The 23,992-nt window shown below is 70.7% G+C and carries 19 protein-coding genes; 9 read left to right on the forward strand and 10 right to left on the reverse strand.

What is annotated here, in order from left to right; all coding sequences use genetic code 11:
• The first annotated feature begins 110 nt into the window (after nucleotides 1-110).
• The gene (locus PHA84_RS02125) at nucleotides 111-1,763 is read left to right on the forward strand and encodes a CDP-alcohol phosphatidyltransferase family protein (RefSeq protein WP_270886436.1); all 1,653 of its coding nucleotides are present in this window, start codon (nucleotides 111-113) and stop codon (nucleotides 1,761-1,763) included.
• Nucleotides 1,764-1,800: 37 nt separating this feature from the next.
• Here PHA84_RS02125 and PHA84_RS02130 read toward each other — a convergent pair whose 3' ends face one another.
• Nucleotides 1,801-3,552: a hypothetical protein gene (locus PHA84_RS02130; protein ID WP_270886437.1), complete on the reverse strand. Its 1,752-nt coding sequence runs from the start codon at nucleotides 3,550-3,552 to the stop codon at nucleotides 1,801-1,803.
• 17 nt (nucleotides 3,553-3,569) lie between these two features.
• A complete protein-coding gene (locus tag PHA84_RS02135; RefSeq protein ID WP_270886438.1) occupies nucleotides 3,570-5,396 on the reverse strand; it encodes a CDP-glycerol glycerophosphotransferase family protein in 1,827 nt (608 codons plus the stop codon).
• Between the two features lie 152 nt (nucleotides 5,397-5,548).
• Between PHA84_RS02135 and PHA84_RS02140 the strand changes: the two genes are divergently transcribed.
• Together PHA84_RS02140 and PHA84_RS02145 are read left to right on the forward strand one after the other, a co-directional pair.
• Nucleotides 5,549-6,358, forward strand: coding sequence for an ABC transporter permease (locus PHA84_RS02140; RefSeq protein WP_270886439.1), 810 nt, complete (start codon nucleotides 5,549-5,551; stop codon nucleotides 6,356-6,358).
• A complete protein-coding gene (locus PHA84_RS02145; protein ID WP_270886440.1) occupies nucleotides 6,358-7,173 on the forward strand; it encodes an ABC transporter ATP-binding protein in 816 nt (271 codons plus the stop codon). The genes PHA84_RS02140 and PHA84_RS02145 overlap by 1 nt, the downstream gene beginning before the upstream one ends.
• 67 nt (nucleotides 7,174-7,240) lie before the next feature.
• Here PHA84_RS02145 and PHA84_RS02150 read toward each other — a convergent pair whose 3' ends face one another.
• Together PHA84_RS02150 and PHA84_RS02155 are read right to left on the reverse strand one after the other, a co-directional pair.
• The gene (locus PHA84_RS02150; RefSeq protein WP_270886441.1) at nucleotides 7,241-8,545 is read right to left on the reverse strand and encodes a hypothetical protein; all 1,305 of its coding nucleotides are present in this window, start codon (nucleotides 8,543-8,545) and stop codon (nucleotides 7,241-7,243) included.
• Entirely contained in the window at nucleotides 8,542-9,588 is a 1,047-nt protein-coding gene (locus PHA84_RS02155) for a glycosyltransferase family 2 protein (RefSeq protein ID WP_270886442.1), read from the reverse strand. The genes PHA84_RS02150 and PHA84_RS02155 overlap by 4 nt, the downstream gene beginning before the upstream one ends.
• 265 nt (nucleotides 9,589-9,853) lie before the next feature.
• Here PHA84_RS02155 and PHA84_RS02160 point away from each other — a divergent pair, with 265 nt between their 5' ends.
• Entirely contained in the window at nucleotides 9,854-10,552 is a 699-nt protein-coding gene (locus PHA84_RS02160; RefSeq protein ID WP_270886443.1) for a glycosyltransferase family 2 protein, read from the forward strand.
• Nucleotides 10,549-10,968 carry a DUF2304 domain-containing protein gene (locus tag PHA84_RS02165; RefSeq protein ID WP_270886444.1) on the forward strand — a complete coding sequence of 140 codons (420 nt, stop codon included), beginning with the start codon at nucleotides 10,549-10,551 and terminating at the stop codon, nucleotides 10,966-10,968. The genes PHA84_RS02160 and PHA84_RS02165 overlap by 4 nt, the downstream gene beginning before the upstream one ends.
• Here PHA84_RS02165 and PHA84_RS02170 read toward each other — a convergent pair.
• Complete coding sequence (locus PHA84_RS02170) at nucleotides 10,940-11,608, reverse strand: class I SAM-dependent methyltransferase (protein ID WP_270886445.1); 669 nt, start codon at nucleotides 11,606-11,608, stop codon at nucleotides 10,940-10,942. The genes PHA84_RS02165 and PHA84_RS02170 overlap by 29 nt on opposite strands.
• A 270-nt stretch (nucleotides 11,609-11,878) precedes the next feature.
• Here PHA84_RS02170 and PHA84_RS02175 point away from each other — a divergent pair, with 270 nt between their 5' ends.
• Entirely contained in the window at nucleotides 11,879-13,753 is a 1,875-nt protein-coding gene (locus tag PHA84_RS02175; RefSeq protein WP_270886446.1) for a hypothetical protein, read from the forward strand.
• A gap of 32 nt (nucleotides 13,754-13,785) precedes the next feature.
• Here PHA84_RS02175 and PHA84_RS02180 read toward each other — a convergent pair whose 3' ends face one another.
• Entirely contained in the window at nucleotides 13,786-15,777 is a 1,992-nt protein-coding gene (locus PHA84_RS02180) for an FG-GAP-like repeat-containing protein (RefSeq protein WP_270886447.1), read from the reverse strand.
• 165 nt (nucleotides 15,778-15,942) lie between these two features.
• On the opposite strand from PHA84_RS02180, the gene PHA84_RS02185 reads away from it, so the two are divergent.
• Together PHA84_RS02185 and PHA84_RS02190 are read left to right on the forward strand one after the other, a co-directional pair.
• On the forward strand, nucleotides 15,943-18,042 hold the full coding sequence (locus PHA84_RS02185) for a SpoIID/LytB domain-containing protein (RefSeq protein WP_270886448.1): 2,100 nt from the start codon (nucleotides 15,943-15,945) through the stop codon (nucleotides 18,040-18,042).
• A gap of 98 nt (nucleotides 18,043-18,140) precedes the next feature.
• A complete protein-coding gene (locus tag PHA84_RS02190; protein WP_270886449.1) occupies nucleotides 18,141-19,235 on the forward strand; it encodes a DegT/DnrJ/EryC1/StrS family aminotransferase in 1,095 nt (364 codons plus the stop codon).
• A 42-nt stretch (nucleotides 19,236-19,277) separates the two neighbouring features.
• Here the strand turns inward: PHA84_RS02190 and PHA84_RS02195 are convergent, their stop codons facing one another.
• Both PHA84_RS02195 and PHA84_RS02200 read right to left on the reverse strand, forming a co-directional pair.
• Nucleotides 19,278-19,916, reverse strand: a complete 639-nt coding sequence (locus tag PHA84_RS02195) for a CoA transferase subunit B (RefSeq protein ID WP_270886450.1) — start codon at nucleotides 19,914-19,916, stop codon at nucleotides 19,278-19,280.
• Nucleotides 19,917-19,919: 3 nt separating this feature from the next.
• A complete protein-coding gene (locus tag PHA84_RS02200) occupies nucleotides 19,920-20,789 on the reverse strand; it encodes a CoA transferase subunit A (protein WP_270886451.1) in 870 nt (289 codons plus the stop codon).
• Nucleotides 20,790-21,107: 318 nt separating this feature from the next.
• Between PHA84_RS02200 and PHA84_RS02205 the strand changes: the two genes are divergently transcribed.
• Nucleotides 21,108-22,745, forward strand: a complete 1,638-nt coding sequence (locus PHA84_RS02205; RefSeq protein WP_270886452.1) for a peptidoglycan-binding domain-containing protein — start codon at nucleotides 21,108-21,110, stop codon at nucleotides 22,743-22,745.
• Here PHA84_RS02205 and PHA84_RS02210 read toward each other — a convergent pair.
• Both PHA84_RS02210 and PHA84_RS02215 read right to left on the reverse strand, forming a co-directional pair.
• A complete protein-coding gene (locus PHA84_RS02210) occupies nucleotides 22,742-23,452 on the reverse strand; it encodes a TIGR03089 family protein (protein WP_270886453.1) in 711 nt (236 codons plus the stop codon). The genes PHA84_RS02205 and PHA84_RS02210 overlap by 4 nt on opposite strands.
• Complete coding sequence (locus tag PHA84_RS02215; RefSeq protein ID WP_270886454.1) at nucleotides 23,452-23,886, reverse strand: adenylyltransferase/cytidyltransferase family protein; 435 nt, start codon at nucleotides 23,884-23,886, stop codon at nucleotides 23,452-23,454. The genes PHA84_RS02210 and PHA84_RS02215 overlap by 1 nt, the downstream gene beginning before the upstream one ends.
• Between the last annotated feature and the right edge of the window lie 106 nt (nucleotides 23,887-23,992).

Genomic DNA, 23,992 nt, shown 5'->3' on the forward strand with positions numbered 1-23,992 from the left:
ACCGTCTCGCCCGAGCGAGCAGGACGACGCGACCGGCGCGCGGGGAGGCAGGCGGGGGTCCTGGTCGGCATAGGGTGTGGCTGCCAGCACAGCCGACGCGCGAGGTGACGATGTCAAGGGCCGGAGAGCACCGCCCCGACCCCACGGTGGTCCTCCTCGTCGATGACGAGACCGCTCCCGGGGCAGTACGGCTCGTGGCGTCGCGGGCCTGCGCCGAGGCAGGGACGGTGCAGGCTGTGCTCGACCGTAGGCAGATCCGTGAGTGGCTCGGCACCGCGCCGGCCGCCGCGGACGTCGTGGTTCTGGACGGCGGCTGGCTGGCGCCGGCCACCGTCTACGGCGACCTCGTTGCGGACCCCCGTCCGGGTCCCGCCGTCCTCACCGACGGTGCCGGAGCACCCGTGGGCGTGCGCACCGGCTCCGCAGGGGCCGTGGCCCTGTCCGGGGCGGACTGTGGGACGGACCCGAGCAACGCTGCGACCCTGGCCCGCCTCGCTGCTTCCCTGCGGGCGCGTGGCCCGGTCAGAGAGGTGCAGCCAGGGCGGTTCCCCAGCGCGCGGACCGGAACAGACCCCGAGAGTGCGCGGGCGCTCACGGACGCCGTGGACGAGGCAGCCCTTCGCCTGCGCCGGGCCTCCCGCAGTGACGACGGGTTTCTCTCCGTCTTCCTGATCCGACCCCTATCGCGCCAGGTCACCGGGCGGCTCGTGACCACGTCCGTGTCTCCCGCCCAGGTGACGACCGTGTCCCTGGTGCTGGGACTCGCCAGCGCAGTGGCCTACGCCGGCGGGTCGCTCGCCTGGCTGGTACTGGGCTCGCTGCTCCTGCTCACCTCCCTCGTCGTCGACTGTGTGGACGGGGAGGTGGCGCGCTACACGCGGACGTTCAGTGCGCTCGGCGGCTGGCTCGACGTCGCCTCGGACCGGGTCAAGGAGTACGCCGTCTACGGGGGCTTGGCTGTCGGTGCCGCCCGCGCCGACGGGGGCGACCTCTGGGGCCTCGCCCTTGCGGCCATGGCCGTGCTCGTCGTGCGTCACTTCGTCGACTTCGGTTACGCGGCCTGGGCGGCGGGCGCTCCCGACCGTTCGGCAGTGGCCGCGCTCTCGGAGGCGACGTCGCGCCGCCCGCCGCTCCTGTGGGCGAAGCGCGCGGTGATCCTGCCCGTCGGCGAGCGGACCGTGCTCCTGGTGGCCGGCGTCCCGCTCCTCGGTGCCCGCGCGGCGCTGGCCGGGTTGCTCGCCTGGGGCCTCGTGGCTGCGGCGTACACAACAGCCGGTCGCCTCGCTCGAGCGTGGGCTGCCCGAGGCCGGACCGACGAGGAGGCCGCCGCGAGGCTGACCAGCCAGTGTGACGGCACACCGTGGAGACACTGGCCCGTCGGCGGAGTGCTGGGCTGGCTGTGTCCGGCAGCGTGCCGGTTGACGGAGGTGCTCGCCGTGGTGGGGGTGTGCGCGTGGGCGGGTGGAGACGGGCTGTTCGAGGGGGCGTATGCCGCCCTTGCGGCGGCCGCGTTCCGCGGGTACGACGTCGCCTACCGTCAACGGCTGACGGGAGTCGCCCAGCCCCGCGACGCCCTCACGTGGTGCGGCTGGCCGGTGCGGGTCGCAGTCGTGGCGCTGATCGGCGTCGGCGTGCGCGCAGATGTCCTGGTGGTCTCGGGCGACACGGTCCTCATCCTCGGCGCCGCCGCGTGGGGCCTGGCGGCGCTGGTCGTCAACGCCGTCTGGTGGCGGGCACGTCCGCGGTCAGCCACCGCTCCCTAGCCGTGCCACCTCGGCGGGGACGCGACCGGCGTGGCGGTCAGACGCGCCGAGCCGTGTCGGCTCGCTGGAGCGCGAGCACGGTGTCCACCGCGTCGATGAAGCGTTCCAGCGGCGGCTGGCTGGTGTCCCCGAGAAGGTACGCCGCGGTCCGCGCGCGGGCGACGCTGAGCGAGTCCCGGTGCCAGGCGTCCTGGAGAAGGCGCCCCAGCTCCGAGCCGTCCCCGCTGAGGATGTACGCGCCCTGCGCCGAGGGGAAGTGCGCGCGGAACTCGGCGTCGGCCATGGACGTCGGGTTGGTGACGACGTAGGGCTTGCCCGAGGCGAGGAAGTCCGTGATGACGCTGGAGACGTCGCTCACGAGCAGGTCGGCGCGGTTGAAGGCCGCGTAGAGCCCTTCCACCCCGGACACCACCTCGTGCGGTGGCCCGGCGGTCCGCACGATGCCCCGCAGCTGCTCGACCTCCTCGGCGAACAGCGGGTCGTCGGTCCCCGTGCCGGGATGGGGCTTGAACAGGACCCGCACGCCAGGGGTCCGGAGCAGGGTGTCCAGGATCACACCACCCTGCGAGACCACCGAGGAGTACTCCCAGCTCGCGAAGAAGCCCTCGCGGGTCGGGGCGTACAGGACCGTGTACTCCCAGGAGGACACCTCGTCGTGACCCGCGTGCGACTCGGTCAGGGGCGCCTCGTGCCTCTGGATCTCCCGAAGCTGCGGTCGGCCGACCTCCCGGACCTGTTCGTCCCGGACGCCCACGTCGGCCACGCGGTACCGGTCGCGCGCCGCCGGGCCGCTGACCCACGCCTCGTCGAAGATGCGGGTCAGGACCGTCGCGCTGCCGCCCTTGTCGCTGTCGCCGTGGCCGATGAAGACGTCGAAGATGCCCGGCAGCCGGATCAGGTGGTTGTTCTTCGCCACGTTCGACGGATACAGGGCCAGGTGCACCGAGCGTGGCAGCACACGCTCGATGTCGTTGGCGGCGCTCACCCGGACCACGGGGATGCTGTCGGTCTGGATGAGCGGCTCGTTATAGGCCTCGCGAACCATCACGACCGTGCGGTGGGGCAGGGCCTCGAGGGTGGGCATCCAGACGTTCGCGATGTAGCCGACCGCCTCCGGACGGCTGTAGTACAGCACGAGGTCGGGGGCGTAGGCCTCGAGAGCGCCCGCCAGAGCCCGGACCGCGGCGTCGGCGGTGGTGTCCCGGGCGGCGCGCAGGCCGTCGACGAGCGCGAGGCCGGCGACCGCACCGGCCAGGACGAAGGAGACGACCGCGCCGGCCTGCACCCAGCCGCTGGGGGCTCCCAGCAGCGACACCGCGACGCCCAGGGCCAACGGGAGCGAACCGCTGGACGGCCAGGTGGCGACGTCGGCGAGCGCGCCCACCCCCCAAGGCCGGCTGAGCCGGACGCCGGGGACGTCCAGGTTGCGCCACGACACGGGCAGCCGCCGCTTCTCGGCACTGCTGCGCTGCAGCAGCACCGTCACGGTGCGGAGGGCCCACAGGCCGGCCAGCGTAGGGGCCACCGTGTGGAAGGCGTCCAGCGCTCGTGTGGCTGCCGCCGCCGTCACGGCCAGCAGCATCGAGTCGCGCAGCCCGGCGCGCATGGTGGAGTCGAGCTGCAGCCGTCGCAAGGCCTGCCAGACCACGGGACGACGCCACAGCACCACCTCGGTCGCCACACTGCCGACGCTTCCCAGGAGGACCAGCAGGCCGGCCGCCCCGACAGCGGTGGCCGATAGGGCGATGGCCAGGAAGAAGGCCGCCAGGGAAGCGGCGAGTGCGGCCACCAGCGGCAGACCCTTCCTCACTCGTCGTCCCCGTCCGGGTCGTCCTGGCGCAGCGCGCCGGCAAGCACGCCCTTGGGTGCCCGCTTCAGCGCCCGGTCCACCTCGTCGGCGAAGTGCTCGATCGGGTCGGCAACCGGCTCGCCCAGGAAGTACGTGGCGAGCTGCTCACGGCGCGCACGGTGTGAGTCCGGACCAAGGGCGTCCACAAGAGCGGCACGGATGACGTCGCGGTCGGCGGTCACCAGACCGCCGCCCGCCGCAGAAGGGAAGTCGGCGTGGTACCGGTCACTGGGCGTGCCCGAAGGGTTCGTCACGAGGTAGGGCTTACGGCTCGCCAGGAAGTCCGCGACCACACTGGAGATGTCGGCGACGAGGACGTCGGCCTCGTTGAACGCCGCGTACAGCGCGTCAGGTGCTGGCCCCACCACCTGGTGGTCGCGGCCCGCCTCCCGGATGCGGCCCTCGATGGCGGCCCTGGCGTGGGCTGCGGCGGTCAGCCGGGTGCCGGTCGCGGGGTGGGCCTTGAAGAGCACCCGCACGTCGAGGGCGGGGTCGAGGAGCGTCTCGATGACCAGCTCGCCCATAGCCGCCACGGAGGAGTAGTTCACCCCTTCGAAGTTGCCCTCCCAGGTCGGGGCGTACAGCACCGTGCGGCGGGTGCCGGCCCGCGCGAGCGTGCGGTCGATGTGAGCCAGCTGCGGTCGCCCCACCGTCACCAGCTGTTCCGGCCGCACGCCCTCGCCCCGGTTGAGGTAGCGGTCACAGGCGGCCTGGCCGGCGACCCAGATCTCATCGAAGACGCGGTGCAGTGGGCTGTAGGTGACCGACTTGTCTCCGTCGCCGTGGTTGATGAAGACATGCCGTATGCCGCGCAGCCGGATCATGTGGTTGTTCTTGATGACGGTCGTGGGAAAGAGCGCGAGGCGGATGGAGGCCAGCTGGAACGCCTCGACGTCCTGAGCGCGGGGGAGCACCACCACGGGCGTCGACGTGGGCGGGAGCGCCTCCAGATGCAGGCGCTCGCGCAGGATGATGAGGGCCGGCTGGTGCAGCCGGTCGATGGTCACCAGCCACACGTTGAGCTGGTACGTCGTGTCGGCTCCGCCGCTGAAGTACACGGCCACCTCGGGGCGGTGGGCCTCGAGCGCGGCCCGCAGGTGCGCGTTCTCGAGCGCGGGCGTGGGGAGTCGGGCGATGAGGCGGGTACGGGCCACCACGCGTGCCGCAACCCACGCGAGGCCTGCCATGGACAGCGCAGCTCCGGTCACCAGGGGCCACGGCTGACGGGCCAGCCCGGAAGCCACGAGGCCGGCCACCAGGAACACGTCGAGCAGCAGCACGACGCGGGCACCCGTGACGGCTCCCGGTGCCGTGACCGTCGCGGGCAGCACCTCGGGCCCTTCCACACGCCCCTGGACGGACAGGCCCCTCCAGAAGACTCGGCCACGCCTCCGGCGCCTGTGGCGGCCCGACATCACGCGGTACCCAGCGTGGGCCGCCTGCAACGCTCCCATCGTCGCGACAGCGAGGACGATCAGGTCGACCGCAGGGTGCGTGATCACCAGCCACCCGAGCAGGCCGACGGACTGACGGAAGAGGGCGCGATCAACGGCCCCCATCTCCCGACGCCCGAGCCACAGGGCCATGAGCTGGTCGGGCGCCGCATACAGGCGGATCTCCGCGACATAGCCGGCCGCTAGCGAGGCGGCGAGCACCCACCCCCAACCAGCCAGCGCCGAGACGGCAGCGACCGCTGCAGTCGTGAACCACGCCACCGCCGCCCACGACTCGCCGCTGCGCAGCATCGGCCGCACCCGGCGCACGGTCGAGGCGAGGGCGGTCATGGCCCTCATCCAAGTGCGCTGCGGGCTGGGACCGCAAATTCGGCTGATGGCCACAGTGGCGTACTCTCGGCGCCGGGCGTCCCCACCGGGATGACCGTTGGAGACAGGCACCGCACGCGACCGTCGCGTGCGGCCGACGACCTGAAGGCTGCATGGAGCTCATCGATCGTTCGCGCGCGCTGACCGCGCGAGGAGGCGTCGTACGGACGCTCGTGGTGCGCGACCTCAGGGTGCGGTACGCCCAGAGCGTCCTGGGGTACGTGTGGACGATCCTGGACCCGCTGCTGATGTCGCTGATCTACTTCGTGGTCTTCGTGTACATCTTCCACCGCGGTGATGTCGGCCACCGGCCGTACTTCCTGTTCCTCCTCGTCGGTCTGCTGTCGTGGCAGTGGTTCTCCGGGACCCTGACGGACACCTCGCGAGCACTGATCCAGGAAGCCAAGCTCGTCCGGTCCACGAACCTTCCACGCGAGGTCTGGGTGGTGCGGGTCGTCCTCTCCAAGGGGGTCGAGTTCGTCCTGTCCATGCCTGTACTGCTGTTCTTCCTGGCCATCTACCTCGCCAAGGGTGACGCCCGGCTCAACGGCTGGCTGGTCCTCTTTCCGGTGGGGGTGGTCGTCGAGTTCGTGTCGCTGGTCGGTCTGGGCCTGCTGGTCGCGCCGGTGACCGCCCTGGTGTCGGACACCCAGCGGGTCATCCGGATCCTTCTGCGGATGCTCTTCTACGCCACACCGGTCATCTACGCGGGCAAGCTCGTGCCGCCGCCCTACGACAAGATCACCTGGCTGAACCCGATGACGGGCATCCTGGAGATGATGCGGGCGGGTCTGTTCCGTCACGACCGTTTCCCGATCGTGTGGGGGGCGATCGCCACGAGCGTCGTCATGTCGGTCGTGCTGCTGCTTCTGGGGACCACCGTCTTCACCCGGCTGGAGCGTGCCGTGCTCAAGGAGATCTGATGGCCGACCACTGGTCAGGAGTCCCCGACCCCGCGGACGACCGGGCGGGGGCCCCCCAGGACGCCACGGACAAGCCCGTCATCTCGGTCAGCGACCTCGGCATCGAGTTCTACCGGTCACGCCGTCGACAGCTGTCGCTGCGTGAGATGATCTTCCACGGTCGCAGCGGCGCGCCCGTCGAGACCTTCTGGGCCCTGCGGGACATCTCCTTCGACATCCATAAGGGTGAGGCCGTCGGGCTGGTCGGCGGCAACGGCAGTGGCAAGAGCACGCTGCTCAAGATGATCGCCGGAGTCCTCCTGCCCGACGCGGGGAGCGTCGAGGTCACGGGAGGTGTTGCGCCCCTCATCGAGCTGACGGGCGGCTTCGTGAACGATCTCACGGCGCGGGACAACATCTACCTGACCGCAGGCCTGCACGGGCTGAGCAAGGACCGGATCGAGGAGCACTTCGACGAGATCGTCGACTTCGCCGGGCCAGAGGTCCGCGCGGGTCTGGACATGCCTTACCGCCACTTCTCCTCGGGGATGAAGGTTCGCCTCGGCTTCGCGGTGATCACCACGCTCGACGAGCCGATCGTCCTCGTCGACGAGGTGCTCGCCGTGGGCGACCGGGCTTTCCGGGAGAAGTGCTATCGGCGCATGGAGGCGCTCCTGGAGACCGGCAAGACCCTCTTCCTGGTCTCGCACTCCGAAGGCGACCTGAAGCGGTTCAGCACCCGGGGGCTCTTCCTCAAGCGCGGCCTCCTCCAGCTCGACGGGCCGATGGACGACGTGCTGGCCGCCTACAACGAGGACCTCGACGGCGGGTCCTGATCCCTCACGCCGGAAGGCGCGGGAGGTCAACGCCGACGACCCGCTGGATCAGCGGCCTCTCACCCGCTCAGCGTTGCGCCTGGGAGACCGAGCCGGTGCCCGGCAGCAACCGCGGGAGGCCCCGCCCCGTGACGAGGAGAAGGAGCAGCAGCGCGCAGGCGCAGGAGACCAGGAGCGCCACCTCGACTGCGAGAAGGGGGTCGAGCGGCAACAAGCACAGCAGGGCGAACACGACGGCAGAGGCGGCCCACGCGGCGGCCGCTTGCCAGTGCATCGCCAGCGAGATGGCGGCCGGCTGGAGCACCAGGGTGCCGAGGAACAACGCCACGGACAGCGCGAGGAGCACCAGGTCGCGTTGCGAGACCTGGTAGTCGCGGCCCAGAAGGCCGAGCAACAAGGGTCCCGCAGTCGCGCAGACCAGGACGCCGAGGAGCCCGAGGCCGATCGTAGGGAGGAGGACACTGGTCAGACTTCGGACGAACGCCCGCCGGTCCCCACGGACGACGGCGCCGACGAGATGCGGGACGAGGACCGCCTGGACCGCCGCGAAGGCGAAGATGGGCAGCCTCGCCAGCAGGGCCGCCGCGAGGAACCGGCCGGCCAGAGCCTGCTGGGAGGGGCCGCTGAGCAGTCTCACCACCACGGGACCGAAGTTCACCAGCGACTGCGAGACCACAGTGCAGACCATCACGGCCGCTATGGACCGACCCAGCTCACGCAGCGGCAGCGCCGGCTCCGGCCGTGGGGTGAGCTCTCGCGCCCGAGACGTCACGGCGACGGCGAAGAGGAGGGCGAGCGGCACGATGAGCATCCATACCCACACCTGAGCCACCGCCAGGGCGGCCAGGGACAGGCAGGCCAGGACGCGCACCGCCCCTTCCACCCCCAGCTGAGCCGAGTACGCCGCGAACCGCCTCTGCCCCGAGAGACGGCCTCGCGAGATGTACATCGCGACGAGCCCGGCCAGAGCCGTCACGACGGCGCTCCACAGGCCGACGGCGTGCCTCAGGTCGCCGTGCGTCACCAGGGGAAGGGCGACAAGCATCACGACCGCCAGCACGACGACGACGAGGCCGCCGAGACGGTATGCCGTGGACATGATGGGGGCCGAACCACGGCCCGCTTCCCTGGCTTCGGACACCCTGCGGCTGAGCTCCTGTTCCAGCGGTAGGCAGGCTCCGAGACCCAGCCCGTACACCAGCCCCCAGAAGAGAGCGAAGTCCGCGTACCGGACGACGCCGAGGGTGCTCGCCGCGAAGCCGAGATACAGGTAGGTCGCGGCTCCGTAGAACGCGAGACCGACCGCGACGCGGACCGAGCCCGCTCGCAGAGACTGCGACCCCAGACGCTCGCGCACCGTGCGGCCGCTCATGCGGTCGACCGGACCGTGCCCCATTGGCGGATGGCGGACCGGGCGATGGCCCAGTACACGGACAGGGCCGCGTTGACGAACGACATCCCGGGGGGTGGCTCGATCATCGGTGGGTCGATCCTGGCCGACATCAGCCCAGCGATCACCTCGTCCGAGACCCGCAGGCCCTGCTGCACCTTGGCCCGTCGGGCGCGCAGGAGCGGGACGTTGCGCACGAGCCACCACCATGCTCGCAGTTTCTGGGGCGCCCAGCCCTGGAGCAACGCCATGACCAGCAGCGCTGGTTCGACCACCAGGAGCGCCGGTAGCACGGTACGGAGAATGACCGCCGGATAGTCGGTCAGCACGGTCAGCAGACGGTTACGCTCGACCAGGTACATCTTCCGAGGGTTCCGGGAGAACTCGTAGTAGTGGTCCGCAGTGGCCGTGGGCACGTACTCCACCGCCAGGCCGGACATCCAGCAGCGCAGGCTCAGGTCCGTGTCCTCGTGGTACGCGAAGTACGCGGGGTCGAAGCCCCCCAAGGCGTCCCAGACAGGGCGTCGCACCGCGAAGAACCCGCCAGTGGCGACGGGGATGGGGCCGGGCTGGGCGTGGTCCTCGGCAGGCTCGCCACAGCCCCCTGCCCACGTCACGCCGGTGAACTGCAGGGGGTTTCCCGCGGCGTTGACCAGATGTGGCTGGTCCGCGAGCCGCAGACACCCGCCCGCGATGCCCACGCCGTCCACCTCGAGGGCGGCGACGAGCGGAGCCAGCGAACCCGGCCGCACGATGGCGTCCGAGTTGACGAACACGAGCACGTCGCGGGTTGCCTTCTGGGCCGCAAGGTTGCAGCCCCCCGCGAACCCGAGGTTCACGCCCTCCCCGATCCGGATCACCCCGTCCGGGAGCTCGGGGCGATCCACCGTCCCCTCCTCGATGCCGTTGTCCACGAGGATCAGCTCGTCCTCCTCGCGCAGCTCTCGGTCGAGGGCGCTCAGGCACGCCGTGAGATGTGGCTCGACCCCGTACCCGAGCACGATGACGGAGATCGCGGTTCCCACGCGGAGCTCTCCTTAAGGTGACGGACTTCAGCAGCCTCAAGGGTGACGGACCTCGGCAACGCTGGCCCGCAGCAGCTCACTGTCGGCGCGCCGCGCGTCACGCCGGAGTGTGCGAGGGCAGAACGTACAGACTGTGGGCAGTCTGTAGGATACGTGCACACGGGCCTGGGCCGGAACCGGCGTCGCGCTGAAGGCGTGCAGTGGATGCCCACGGTCCACGGCCGGCCAAGGGTCCACGGACGGCCCAGGACGGAGACGAGGTTCGATGCAGGCGAACAGCGACACCTGGGTCGTTGTCCCCACCTTCAACGAAGTCACGGTCGTTCGTGAGGTCCTGCACGAGCTGCAGGAGTCATTCGCCAACGTCGTCGCCGTCGATGACGCCAGCACGGACGGGTCCGCCATGGAGATCCTGGCCTCGGGAGCGCATCTCGTGCGGCATCCCTTCAACATGGGTGCCGGCGGTGCCCTGCAGACGGGCGTGCACTTCGCGCTCCTGGACCCGCAGGCCCGCTTCATCGTCACCTTCGACGCGGACGGCCAGCACCGCGTCGAGGACGCTGTCAGCATGGTGGAGCGCCTCCGGACGGGCGAGGAGGACATCCTGTTGGGGTCGCGGTTCCTGGGCACGGCGACCAACATGAGGGCGAGCCGCCGGGCGCTGCTTCGGGCGGCACGCGTGTTCGAGCGCGCTGCTTCGGGCATCTCCCTCACCGACGCTCACAACGGCCTCCGGGCGTTCAGCCGGCGGTTCGCCGAGGTTCTCGACCTGAGCGTCCCTGACATGGGGTGGGCCAGCGAGTTCCTGGCGCGGATCGCCGAGAGCGGCCTGCGGTGTGCGGAGGTGCCCGTCACGGTGCAGTACACCGACTACTCGATGTCCAAGGGACAGTCCTCGATCAACTCGGTCAACATCGGGGTCGATGTGGTGCTCGACAGGATGCTGCGGGGGCAACGCCGATGACCTGGATCAAGATCGTCCTCATCGCGAGCTTCATGGGCATCTTGGTGGTGCTGTTCCGCAACAGGCATGGGGTCGCGCTTCGGGCTTGGTCCAGGCTGGCGGCCATCACGCTCTTCGCTGCGGCCGTGGTCTCCATTGCTGATCCGAACATCCCCCAATGGGCGGCCGAGAGGCTGGGCGTCAGCCGGGGGACGGACCTCATCCTGTACCTCCTGGTCGTCGTCTTCGCCATCACGACCCTGGGCCTGTTCTTCAGGATCCGGGAGAACGAGAACCGCGTTCGTCAGCTGGCCCGCGCACTGGCCATCTCGGAGGCCATCCGACGGGAGGAGACGAAGACCGATGGGCTGGCGGCCCGGGAGAACGCGACGCGGGACACGGAGCCTGTCACGCCGCGCGACCGCGCCGCCTCGTGAGGCCGCGCTCAGTCGTCGGCGAAGCGTCCGCTCGTCTCGCCACGACGACGAACTCGTTGTAGGCGAACACCTTTCCGACCGGGCGCGGGAAGGGGAACGAGTACGAGCGCGTGACGACGAAGCCCAGGCGTGCGGCGTGGTCCGCCAGCGTCGCGGCATCGACGAACCGCACGTGAGTGGCGTCACTGCGGTAGCCGACCTCCTGCGGCGTGATGAGTACGAGGCGCCCGTGCGTCCGCAGGAACGGCACGTACTCCCGAACCAGGTCCTCGGCGACGTCGCGCTCGAGGTGTTCCATCACGTGGGCCAGCAGGAGCGAGTCGAACGTGCCCTCTCGGGCTTCGGGCGAGGCCCGGAAGTCCTCCGGAAGGTAGGCGGTCACCCCACGGGCCCTTGCCACGGCGATCGAGTGGGCGTTGTGGTCGACGCCCACTCCGTTGCCATCGAGGTGCTGGAGGTTGCGACCGATGCCGCACCCGATGTCCAGCACCCGACCGAGGTTCAGACGCCGAAGGTTCCAGCGGTAGGGGGCCTGGACGTCGAGGGCGCGTTTCCAGGCCGCCCCCTGCAAGCGCTGCAGTCGCTCGGCGTACTGGGCGCCTGAGGTCTCCGAGCCGTGTCCTCTGTCGTTCGCTGCCACGCTACCCTCATCGGTCTTCTCGGCTGCTGGGCGTTGGGGCGCCTCGGTTGTCGCTGCTGCTGCAGAATAAGCCATCGCACGCGGCCATCGCCGACCGTCTGGGCGTGGCTGGTCCGAGCCGGCTGACCGTGTGCCCGGTCGTCCGTTCGGATGAGTGCATGGGCTCCGTTCGGTCGCGCTGGGCCGACAGCCGATCCGCGCCTGATCCTTCTCCCTAGGGTGGCAGTGTCTCACCGATCAGCTTTCGAACAGGGGAGGACAGGGACTCACATGGTGTTGTCGGCTACCCCGGCGGAGCTCGACCAGCTGCCTGGAGGGGGCGGTCAGCTGACGCTGCAGCATCAGAGGCGGCCGCACCTCGCGACAGCACGGCTGTCCAGGACCTGGTCCACCTGGCTGCTCACGGGTCTCACCGTGGCTTCGTGCCTGGCCGGCTGGGAGATCGTCACCCTCGTGCTCCTCATCACACTCGTGGCTGTCGCGTTGTCCGGGCGGCGCTCGGTCGTAGCGTGTGTGCCTTCGGCCCTGGTGTTCGTAGTCGTTGCCACGATCGTGGCGTGGTCCCTCGTTTCGGTGTGGGGCTATGGGCCGTTCTCGTCACGGACGGGCGCTCAGGTGCTGCTGGTGGCGATGACGGGCGCGTCCTCGCTGCTGTCCTTGTCACGGCGTTCATCGGCGCAGGTGCGGGTGGCGTCTCGGTCGGAGGCCGTGGTCTGCCTCCCTGCACTCGTCCTCGCTGGCTACTCGATGGCCGCGAACGTCCTGCTTCCCCTGCCCGCGGCGGCGGGGTGGTTCCTCAGCAGCATCGACAACACCTCCCACCTGCTCTTCGCCTCAGAGCTACGGCACGTCGGGAGTCTGAGCTATGACGGGTACCCGTACCCGCTGGGATGGCATGCACTCGTTGCCACCTTGATGAGCGCATCCGGGGCGCAGACGCAGGGGCCGGCCGGACTGCTTGCGTCCGTACGGCTCACCAGCGTGTTGGTGTGGGGGCTTTACGCCGTTCTGGTCCTCGCGATGTCCCTATGCGCCCTGCACCTCGCGCGAGGGCTGGGCCTTCGGGACAGGGCGGCGCTGGGTGTCGGCCTGCTCACTGGCGCCACCATGCTGACCCCCAGCTTCTTCGTCTTCACCATGGCACTGGGCTTCCAGACGACGATCCTGTTGGCGCTCGTTCTGGTCGTGGCTGCGCAGGAAGGGAGCAGGCGGGCTTCACACTGGCCGGCGTTCCTGACGGGGTGCGCTGCACTGGTGGCCGTGGCACACACGTGGCAGATGGCCCTCCCCATCGCGATGGTCCCATGGGTGACGTCCGGTGCGGCGCTGTGGCGCCGTGGACGCCCCGGCGTCCAGAGGCCGGGGATCCTCGCGACCGGCGCGGTGGCGGTCCTCCTGGCCTGGAGCCCGATGTGGGCTGTGTTGACGCAGTTCGGGCTCGGACATGCGTCCGTCCCCGGGGCGATCGCCAAGCCCCCCGTCTACTGGCTCACCGCGGGGGCTATCGGCGCAGTGGTCACCCTGAAGGGTCGCAAGCCTCAGGGGCTGGCCTGGATGCTGGCGGGTATGGCGGCGACGTCCTTGGTCACGGGGGTCCTCGTAGCGCAGGTCGTTCACACCTCCCTCGGCTCGTACTACCCGACCAAGATGACCTGGCACGCAGCTGTGCTGGCAGTCCCTCTGGCGTGGACAGCTGTCGCACAGGTGAGCGACACGCTCAGGGCCAGGTCCGGGCCTGCAGCGGGGACCTGGCTCACCCCTAGGCGTGCGCTCATCAGCGGGCTCGCGGCGATGTTCGCCGTGCTCGCGGCACTGACTCCGTTCCTCGCGGCCTTCGGTCAGGGACCGAGGGCGAACGGCGCGATACTTCGCGCGGTGACCCGCCCGGCCGCGGCTGATGCGCAGGTGACCTGGAGGCTGGGTGTGAGTCCGCGAGGGGAGGTCATCGCGCGCATGCTGCTCGACTTCTACCATGTCGGCACCGGACGCCCGAGGACGCCGGGCGCTGAGTTCGACGTGGCGCAGAGCTGCGCTGTGCTCACGCTCAGCCGCCGACCGGCAGTCCTCACTGCCGCCTCCCAGGAGGACGTCTCCGAGCACTTCAGCTGCGCCCGAGCGGTGCGGGCCATCGACGCGAACCGCTGAAGAGGGGCCCTGTCCCGGCGAGGCGCACGTCCCTACCAGCCGGTTCCCACCACCCGTCCCCGAGTCACGATGCCCTTCCCGGCGCCGTAGTAGATCCGCAGGGCGTTCGTGGAGTCGCTGCGCGCCAGCAGGTCGGGCTTGGCGTCGGGCGTCCAGCTGCCCGGCCCGATGATCGTGTCGAACTCGTTCATTCCTCTGGCCGCAAGGATCCGCGAGGTGATCCGGGTCTGGCTCGCGCCGGGGCCGGGGTAGACGTAGAGGTCTCCCGAGGTGGTGCGGCCCACGAGGTCGTCCCTGCCGTCTCCGGTGTAGTCGCCGCCGCCGGCGATCTCGTTGACGACGTACCAGCCGTTGCCGATCTCGAGGCGGGGGAGGAAGCCGCCGGTCCCGTTCCCGCCGAAGAGCCACAGGCGGCCGTCGTTGTCGTTGGCGACGATGTCGGGGAAGCCGTCACCGTTGAGGTCGCCTGCGGCCTTCACGTTGTCCATCCGGCCGAAGCCTGAGCCCACCTGGACCCGCGTCGCGTACGGCGTGTGGTCTCGCGCGGAGCCGGGGTACAGGAACAGGGCACCGGTCCGGCGCTCGCGCGCCATCAGGTCGTCCTTGCCATCGCCGTCGAAGTCGCCGACGCCCATGACGCGGTCCATCGACTGCCAGCCCCAACCCACCACGCGAGGCGGGAGGAAGCCGCCGCTCGCACGGTTGCCGGGGTACAGGCGCAGGGTGCCATCCCGGTCGATGCCGACGACGTCGCGGTTTCCGTCGCCGGTGGCGTCTCCGGCGGGGGAGAGCGAGTCGAAGCGGGGGAAGGGGCTCATCCGCGAGATCACCTTCGAGCGGATCGCGCCGAGCTGAGCGTAGAGCGCGTCACCGGGGCACTCCGTCGTTCCCATGTCGCGGTGACCGGAGATGGCGTTGTTCCCTTTGGTGTTGTAGTACGTCGTCCTGCGCGGGTCGACGCCGTGGATGGCGAACTTCCACGCGAACAGCTGGACGTAGGCCGCGATGACGACGTCCGGCGCCCGCGCCGTGTCATACGTGCCCAGCGCCGCCATGGCGAAGCCCTGGGCGTTGAACCCCGCGGTGTGCGCGCCGATGACGGCCCGGTCCACCCCGCCCTTGCGGCCCTCCCAGATCCGGCCGAAGCGGTCGACGATGAAGTTGTAGCCGATGTCGTCCCAGCCCCGGCTGTCGACGTGGAAGGCGTAGATGGAGCGGATCAGACCGGGGACGTCTGCCTGGCTGTACGTGTTGCTGTTGACGGTGTGATGGACGAAGGCGCCCTTGACGGTGCCGTACCCGGGCACGTCCCGGACCTTCGACTCGTCGGCGCCCCACGCGGCCCTGCTGCGGATCGGCGGCCGGGGCGAGGTGGAAAGGCTCGTGGTCGCGGTCGGGACCAGGGCCAACGAGGGCTCGGCCGTGGTGCGGGGTGACGCGCCCGGGTCGACGAGATCGAGGCGCAGGTCGCGCGGTACCGCGCCGGAGCGGGTGTCGACGCGGACCTGTACCCCGTCGGAGCGGGCGCCCAGCAGCGGTGCGGTCGCCTGCCGCGACCGCATCCCCTCGGCGGTGCCCGGGTCGGGGGCGTGTTCGTCGACCTCGCTAGCCAGCGCGAACCAGCCGGTCCAGCGGCCGTTGCTCCGTGTGCGCGCGTACGCGACGAGGTCGTGCTCGCCCAGCGCCTGGTCCCAGGTCACGGCCACGAGCGAGAACGGAGCGGTGTTCAGGGCGGTGGTGCTCACCGCGGGCGTCAGGCCCGCCGGCGCGCCGGCCAGGGTGCGGGCCCGGTCCGGCACAGCGGAGGGCCTGGCCCCGTGGCGCACGGACAGCGCCCGTGAGGTCAGGGGCACCGTACGCAAGGTCGTCCGGACGGGGGGTTGGGCGGTGGCGACGACGGCCTGGTGCTGGGCGCCGCCGCGCTCTGCCTGCGGTGAGGCGGTCGTCGCCGCCGCAGCGATGGCCACCGCCAGGGCGAGGAGGGAGTGCAGGGCACGTGCGAGGAGGGCAGACCTTTTGCTCATACGACGTCCAGGGGAAGCGGGGACTTGACGGCACGCCACCCTACGACGTTTTCGCATCAATCCTTGCGTTTGGCTCGGGTCACCTCGGCCATCGGCATACGATCACCGCATCACCCGCCCCCACGCGCCTGGCCTCGGACTCCGTCCGGGGCCGCCGGAGAAGTCATGTCACCTCACCCAGAGCCCGTCAGTCCCCTGCGCCGCCTCCGCCGCCATGGGATCGCCCTCGTCGCGATAGCGGGTCTGGTGGTGACCACCGTCGCGACCGCTGGCAGCGCGGCGGCGGTCGAGAGCTACGGCCGGCCCGCCTCCAGCACCATGGACCTCGTCGGACACGGCTATGGGCACGGCCATGGAATGTCGCAGTGGGGCGCCTACGGAGCGGCCAGCAGCGGGCTCACGTGGCGGCAGATCATGGCGTTCTACTACCCGGGAACCGCCGTGAGCGGGGCCTACGGGGACCCCACCCTCCGCGTCCAGCTCCGGATCCTCGGCAGCGCGGACACGGAGGTCGTGTGGGCGTCGGGGCTGACCCTCACCGACGGCACGCGGACCATCACGCTGCCTCACACCGCCGGTACCTCCACCATCGCCGCCTGGCGCATCACCGTGCCCAGCGGCGGAGGGTCGTTCCTGCTCCAGTGGCGGACGGCGACCTCGGGCTGGACGACGGACGGGGCCTTCAAGGGCTCCAGATCGCCCCTGACCTTCGCCACTCCCAGCGGCGTCCTGCGCGTCGTCCTGCCCTCGGGGAACCTGCGCGACTACCGCGGGGCCGTGACGGCGCTGCTGTCGGGCAGCGGTCTCATGAGCGTCAACCGGGTGCCGATGAACACGTACCTGAACAGCGTGGTGCCGAGCGAGATGCCGGCCGGCTGGGCCGTCGAGGCGCTGCGCGCGCAGGCGGTCGCGGCGCGCACGTACGCGGCCTTCGACAGGGCGTCCAAGTCCTCCACCGCGACCTACGACACGTGTGACACGACGGCGTGCCAGATGTACTCCGGCGTCGCCGACTACTCGCCCAGCGGCACGCTGACAGCGGCCCACGAGTTCGCCTCGTCCACCTCCGCGGTCAGCGCGACCATCGGTCAGGTCGTGACCTACGGCGGCAGTCTCGCCTTCACCCAGTTCAGCGCCTCCAACGGCGGGTGGATGTCGGCAGGCGTGCAGCCCTACCTGGTCGCGAAGGTCGATCCCTACGACGGCGTGCACCCGTCGAGCGCACACGACTGGACGTTGAGCTTCCCGGTCTCCTCGCTGGAGACAGCGTTCCCCTCGACCGGTCGGTTCGCCAGGCTGGAGATGCTCTCACGGGATAGTCACGGGGACCTCGGGGGAAGGATCACGAGTATCAGGGTGGTCGGTGCCAGCGGCTCCGAGACCATGACCGGCCCACAGTTCCAGGTGCGGCTCAACGGCGTTCTCGCCGGCCAGGGCCGGGCGACTCTGAGGTCCGAGTGGTTCGCGGTGACGAGCGCGCCGGCGGTGTCGAGCCCTGCCTTCCCACGGGACGTCTCCGACGACGGAATGGCGGACCTGCTGGCCGTGACGTCGGGTGGGACCCTGCAGGTGGTCAAGGGCAACGGCGCCTCCGGGTTCGCGTCGCCCATGTCGGCGGGCGGTGGCTGGGGCTCCTTCACCCTGGTCCGCGCGGCCGGCCCGTTCGGCGCGGACAACCGGGGAGACCTCGTGGCCCGGCGCAGCGACGGCAGCCTGTGGTACTACCCCGGCTCGAGCACTGGTGCCTTCACGACCGCGCCGGTCCCGCTGGGGACCGGGTGGAACAGCTTCGACGAGGTCGCCGCGCCTGGGGACTGGAACGGCGACCACCACAACGACCTGCTCGCCCGGGAGACCGCCACCGGGCGATTGTGGCTCTACCCCGGCACCGGGGACGGGCGGCTGGGCAGCCCGAGCGTCGTCGGGACCGGGTGGAACGGGATGCGCCAGATCCTGTCCAGCGGCGACTTCACCGGTGACGGCAAGAGCGACGTCCTGGCTCTCAGCACCACGAACATCCTGTACGTGTACCCCGGCAACGGCGCCGGCGGCTGGCTGGCCAGGCGGGTGGTCACGCGGGGCTTCGGCTCGTTCAACGCGCTGGTCGGCCCGGGCGACGTGACCGGCGACGGCAGGGCGGACCTGCTCGGCCGCCGGACCAGCGACGGGGCGATGGTGCTGTATGCCGGTAACGGTCTGGGCGGGGTCGCGACCGGCACCGTGGCGCTGACGGGTTGGGGCGGCTACTCGAAGGTCGTCCCGTAGGGCCGGCGCTGCGGGGATAGGGTGTCTGGCGGGTCCGGGACGGATCCGCCCATCCCACGGCGGCCAGGGGTCGCCACAGAGACGGAGGTCTCCGCCGTATGACCGACTTCATCCCTGCCGCCAAGCCCATCATCGGCGACGAGGAACGGGCCGCGGTGGACCGGGTCATGCGGTCGGGGATGCTGGCCCAGGGTCCCGAGGTGAAGGCGTTCGAGGAGGAGTTCTCTGCGCACTTCGGGCTCGGTCGCTCCTGCGTCGCCGTGAACTCCGGCACCTCGGGCCTCCATCTGGGCCTGCTCGCCAGCGGGGTCGGCGCGGGTGACGAGGTCATCGTGCCGTCGTTCACCTTCGCCGCGACCGCCAACTCGGTCGCTCTGACGGGCGCGACCCCGGTGTTCGCCGACATCGACCCGGACAGCTTCTGTCTGGACGCGGCGTCCGTCGAGGCGTGTGTCACCAAGCGGACGGTCGGCGTCATGCCGGTGCACCTCTACGGCCACCCGGCGCACATGCCCGCACTGCAGGCCGTTGCCGACCGGCATGGCCTGCAGCTGTTCGAGGATGCGGCGCAGGCCCACGGTGCCTCGCTGGGCGGCACGCCGGTCGGCGCTTTCGGCGCCTTTGCCATGTTCTCGCTCTACCCGACCAAGAACATGACGTCGGGCGAGGGCGGCATGGTCTCTGTCGCCACCCCGGAGACCGAGCGCCTGATGCGGCTCTACCGGAACCAGGGCATGGAGCGGCAGTACGAGAACGAGGTCGTCGGGTTCAACAACCGGATGACCGACCTCCACGCCGCCATCGGCCGCGTGCAGCTGACGAAGGTGGGCGCCTGGACCACGGGACGCCAGGAGAATGCCGCTTTCCTCTCAGCCCACCTGGAGGGAGTGACGCCGCCCCCGGTCGCCGACGGCGCGGTACACGTCTACCACCAGTACACGGTTCGCGTGCCCGAGGACCGCGACGGACTGGCGAAGGCCCTTCGCGCGGAGCACAACATCGGCTCGGGGATGTTCTACCCGATCCCCAACCACGAGCTGGCACCGTTCGAGCACTCGCCGAACGCCGTCCTCCCGCAGACCGCCCGCGCGGCGGCCGAGTGCCTTTCGCTGCCGGTGCACCCGTCGCTGTCACAGGGCGACCTCGAGCGGATCGTCACTGCAGTCAACGCCCTGGCGGCTGCAGGCGCCTGACCACCCTCGGCGACTCCTCGGCGGGCCGTCCAGGCGGTCTTGCTACGGCAGGTCGGTGCTGAAGCGCGGTTCGGTCCTGGTGCGGACCTCGTCCTCGGTGACGCCTTCGGCGAGCTCGCGCAGGACCAGGCCGTCGGGGGTGACGTCGAAGACGCACAGGTCGGTGATGATGCGTTGCACGACGCCGCGTCCGGTGTAGGGCAGCGAGCACTCGTTCACGATCTTGTACGAGCCGTCGCGGGCGGTGTGCTCCATCAGGACGATGACCTTCTTGGCGCCGTGGACCAGGTCCATCGCCCCGCCCATGCCCTTGACCATCCTGCCGGGGATCATCCAGTTCGCGATGTCGCCGGTGGCCGAGACCTGCATGGCACCCAGGATCGCGGCGTCGACCTTGCCACCGCGGATCATCCCGAAGCTGGTGGCCGAGTCGAAGAACGACGCGCCGCGACGCAGCGTCACCGTCTCCTTCCCGGCATTGATCAGGTCCGGGTCCTCCTCGCCGTCGACCGGGTACGCACCCACGCCGAGGATCCCGTTCTCTGACTGCAGGACGATCTCGACGTCGTCGGGCACGTAGTTCGGGACCAGCGTCGGCAGGCCGATCCCCAGGTTGACGTAGGAGCCGTCGGACAGCTCGCGGGCAGCCCGGGCCGCCATCTGCTCACGGGTCAGCGCCATCGCTCAGCCCTCCTGGCCGGTGCTGGGACGCAGGCTGTCGGTGGTGGCGGGGGTCTCGCTGCCCGCGCCGGCGCCAGGCGTCACGGAGGCGTCGACCGCGTCCTGACGGGGCCGGACGGTCCGGCGCTCGATGCGCTTCTCGCCCGCCTGCTCGGCGGTCAATGCCAGCACCCGGTGAACGTAGATGCCGGGCAGGTGCACCGAGTCGGGGTCCAGCTCACCGGGCTCGACCAGCTCCTCGACCTCGGCCACCGTCACTCGGCCGGCCATCGCCGCGAGGGGGTTGAAGTTGCGGGCCGACCGGTTGAACACCAGGTTGCCGTGGCGGTCGCCCTTCCACGCCCGGACCAGCCCGAAGTCGGCGACGATGGCCCGCTCCAGGACGAACTCCTTCTCCACCCCCTCGACCGTGAACACCTTCGTCTCCTTCGCCGGCGACGCCTTCGCCACGGTCCCGTCGGCGGCGTACAGCCACGGCAGGCCACCCTGCGCGACCTGCGTACCGGCCCCGGTCACCGTGTAGAACGCCGGGATCCCCGAACCGCCGGCGCGCAGCCGCTCGGCCAGCGTCCCCTGCGGCGTCAGCTCGACCTCCAGCTCCCCGGAGAGGTACTGCCGCTCGAACTCCTTGTTCTCCCCGACGTAGGAGGACACCATCCGGCGTATCCGCTTGTCCTTCAACAGGATCCCGAGCCCCCAGTCGTCCACCCCACAGTTGTTGCTGATCGCCTCCAGGTCGCCGACCCCCGCATCGTGGATGGCCCGGATCAGCACACTGGGGATGCCGCACAACCCGAACCCACCCACCGCCAGGGAGGAGCCGTCGACGATCCCTTCGATGGCCTCGGCTACCGAGGAGACGACCTTGTCCATGGCCGGACTCTATCCGCCGGGGGATCCGCCTCGTTGCCAGGTTGGCCGCTTTGCGGGAGCCGCGGCGCGTGAGAGCCCGCGACCACCTCGGGCCGTGGACCACATCGGCCGTTCGGCGGAGAACCGGCTAATTCCGCGGTTGTAGTTCACCCGAAGCCCTTGTGACTGCTGAGCACCGATGGGACAAATGTCCTGCCTGTTCCGGCGGTTGCCTCCTGTGACTGATGGTTCCGGTGCCCACTCGTTCCCCGCGCCGCGTGCCGGCGCCGTCCTCCACTGGAGAGCTTCGTGTCGCGTGTCGCCCGCGCTGTAGGGGTCTTGACGATCCCCGTCATCACCGTCCCCTTCGCCGTGACGACGGCGGAGGCGGCGGGGCTGCCCAAGCTCCCCTCGAAGTCGCTGCCCGGCGCGCTGGACGTCGCCCCTCCGTACGAGGCGCAGCGACTCTGCGACCCTGTCGCGAAGCCCGGTGTGGTGGCCTTCGCGAAGCTCATGACCTCCAACTACGGCGTCGGCAGCGCGGCCTGGGGGATAACCCGGAACTGCAACAGCGGCGTGACGGAACACTCTGAAGGCCGGGCCTGGGACTGGATGCTCAGCGTCGACAAGCCTGGCGAGAAGGCCATCGCCGACGCCGTCACGCAGTGGCTCTCGGCGCCCGACGCCCAGGGTCGGCCCGGTGCCATGGCGCGGCGGTTCGGGATCATGTACATCATCTGGAACAAGAGGATGTGGCGGGTCTACGACCCGGCTCGGGGGTGGGCGGCATACACAGGCCCGGTCCCACACACCGACCACGTCCACTTCTCCTTCTCCTGGGACGGCGCCTACGCCCGCACGTCGTGGTGGACCGGCAGAGCCCTGACCACAGTGGACCTCGGCCCGGCTGCCGCGCCGAAACCGACGACGCCACCACAGGCGCCTTCGGCCGTCTACTCGCTGCTGGTCGTGGGCTCGACCGGGGCGGACGTGGCGCTCGCGCAGCGGGTGCTGGGCGTCACGGCGGACGGCGTCTTCGGACCGAAGACGCTGGCCGCTCTCCAGACCTGGCAGCGGGCGCACGGCCTGAAGGTGACAGGGCAGCTCGATGCCGCCACCTGGGCGAAGATGGTGGCGCTCAAGCTGGTTCCGCCGCGCGGTGCCACTGCGCCGGCGACGCCGGTCCCGGCCCCCGTGACACCTGCGCCCGTGACCCCTGTGCCTCACACACCTGTGCCTCACACACCGACACCGGTGCCTGCCACGCCGACCCCCGCCACAGCCCTGGCGCCCTACGCCAAGCTGACGCTGCGCCACGGGTCGAGCGGCGCGGCGGTCACAGCGCTGCAGAAGGCGCTCGGCGTCACGGCCGACGGGCAGTTCGGCCCCAAGACGGAGGCGGCCGTCAAGGCGTTCCAGTCACGCCGCAACCTGCCCGCCACGGGCATCGTGGGGCCCACCACGTGGGCCGCCCTCATGACCGCGAGCTCGGCGGGGTCGAGCTCGACAGCCTCCCGGTCGACGACCACCCCGCGGACGAGCACGCCGTACACCGCGCTCATGTCCACGGTCCTGCGGGCCGGGTCACGCGGCGCGGCGGTCAAGACGCTGCAGCGCGCGCTCGGTGGCGTCGCGGTCGACGGTGCCTACGGTGCGCGCACCGTCGCCGCTGTGAGCGCCTTCCAGAAGGCACACCGCCTCCCGACGACAGGCGTCACGGACGCCAAGGTATGGCAGGCGCTGGAGCGACGCGACTACCCGCTGCGTGCGTACTACGCGACCGTGCTTCGGCCGGGGTCGCGCGGAGCAGCCGTCACGGCGCTGCAGAAGGGGCTGGGGATCACCGCCGACGGGAGCTTCGGGCCACAGACGCAGAATGCCGTCAAAGCCCTCCAGGGCCGTGCCAAGCTCGCTCGCACCGGCGTGGTCGCCACCTTGACCTGGCAGGCTCTCGAGGCCGAGCTCCGCCGCCGCTAGACTTCGAGCGTCACGCCCTCGGAGGCGAGCCTCGCGACCCGCCCGCCCTCCGGTTCAGGCCCTCGGGAGATCACCACTGAGCCGTCCACCGCCCAGGCGGCGAGGGCCGTGGACAGCACCTCGTCGAGGTGGGCCGCGGTGGTGTGCACCCGGGAGCCGACGGGCCAGTCGCGGTCAGGCACGACCGCGCTGTACGCCGTGCCCGCGCCGCGGTGCCGAAGCGCGACGTCGCCGGGGGCCGGCTCGGCCCACACACTGAGCTGGTCGCCATACGTGGAGAGCTCGCTCGCCTCGTCCATCACGCCGGCGGGCACCGGCGCGCCCGCCTTCCGGGCCAGGGCGGGCAGGGTAACCAGCACAGACGGCACGGTGGCCGCCGAGATGGTCTCCGGGTCGTCGCCGACCACAAGGTCGGACTCTGCCTCGCCGAGCACCAGCGTCGCGCCGACGGACCACACGGCGAGTGCCCAGTAGAGCGCGCGCCAGTGTGGCGGGAGGGCCAGCCGGACCAGCGAGCCGGGGCCGAGATCCCATTCCTCCTGCAAGGCGTTCGCTGCCTTGGCGACCCAGTTGGCCAGCACTTTGGCACTGAGCTCGATGCGCTCGCCCTTGGCGGCCCCGGGGCTGTCCTCGTAGAAGGTCACCCGCGGTCGACCCGGGTCCGAGCGCACCAGGGCCGCGAGGACCTCTGCCGGAGTGGCTGCCATCAAGCGGTGTTGGCGATGTGCTCGATGAGCTCTGTCGTCGACACCGAGGGGGTGCGCGGGAAGTAGACGACCTCGCAGAGGTCCGACACGAAGTCGAAGCGCCCCTTCCAGTCGTCGCCCATGGCCAGGACATCGGCCCGGTGCTCGACGATGTAGTCCCGCTTGAGCTCCAGGCTCTCCTCCACGAACACCTCGTCGACGAACGCGAGGCTGCTCACGATCTCGACCCTCTCGTCCTGGGAGAAGACGGGCGCACGGCCCTTCTTCTTCTCGTTGAGCGCGTCGGCCGAGACCCCGACGACCAGGCGGTCGCCCAGAGCCGCCGCGCGCTTGAGGATCCGGATGTGTCCCACATGCAGCACGTCGAACGTCCCGAACGTGATGACCGTGCGGGGGCGGGCGGCAGGGTCCGCGGACGTGTCGGCTGCAGGCATGGGCGTGAGGTTATCGCGATCACCTCACCGGCTCACCTCCTCGGATGGACGACGGCCCGCCCGCGGCGGCGGCTCAGCGACGACTTCGTACCGAGGACCGGCGACG

This window comes from Pedococcus sp. 5OH_020, assembly GCF_027812955.1.
Classification (GTDB): Bacteria; Actinomycetota; Actinomycetes; order Actinomycetales; family Dermatophilaceae; genus Pedococcus.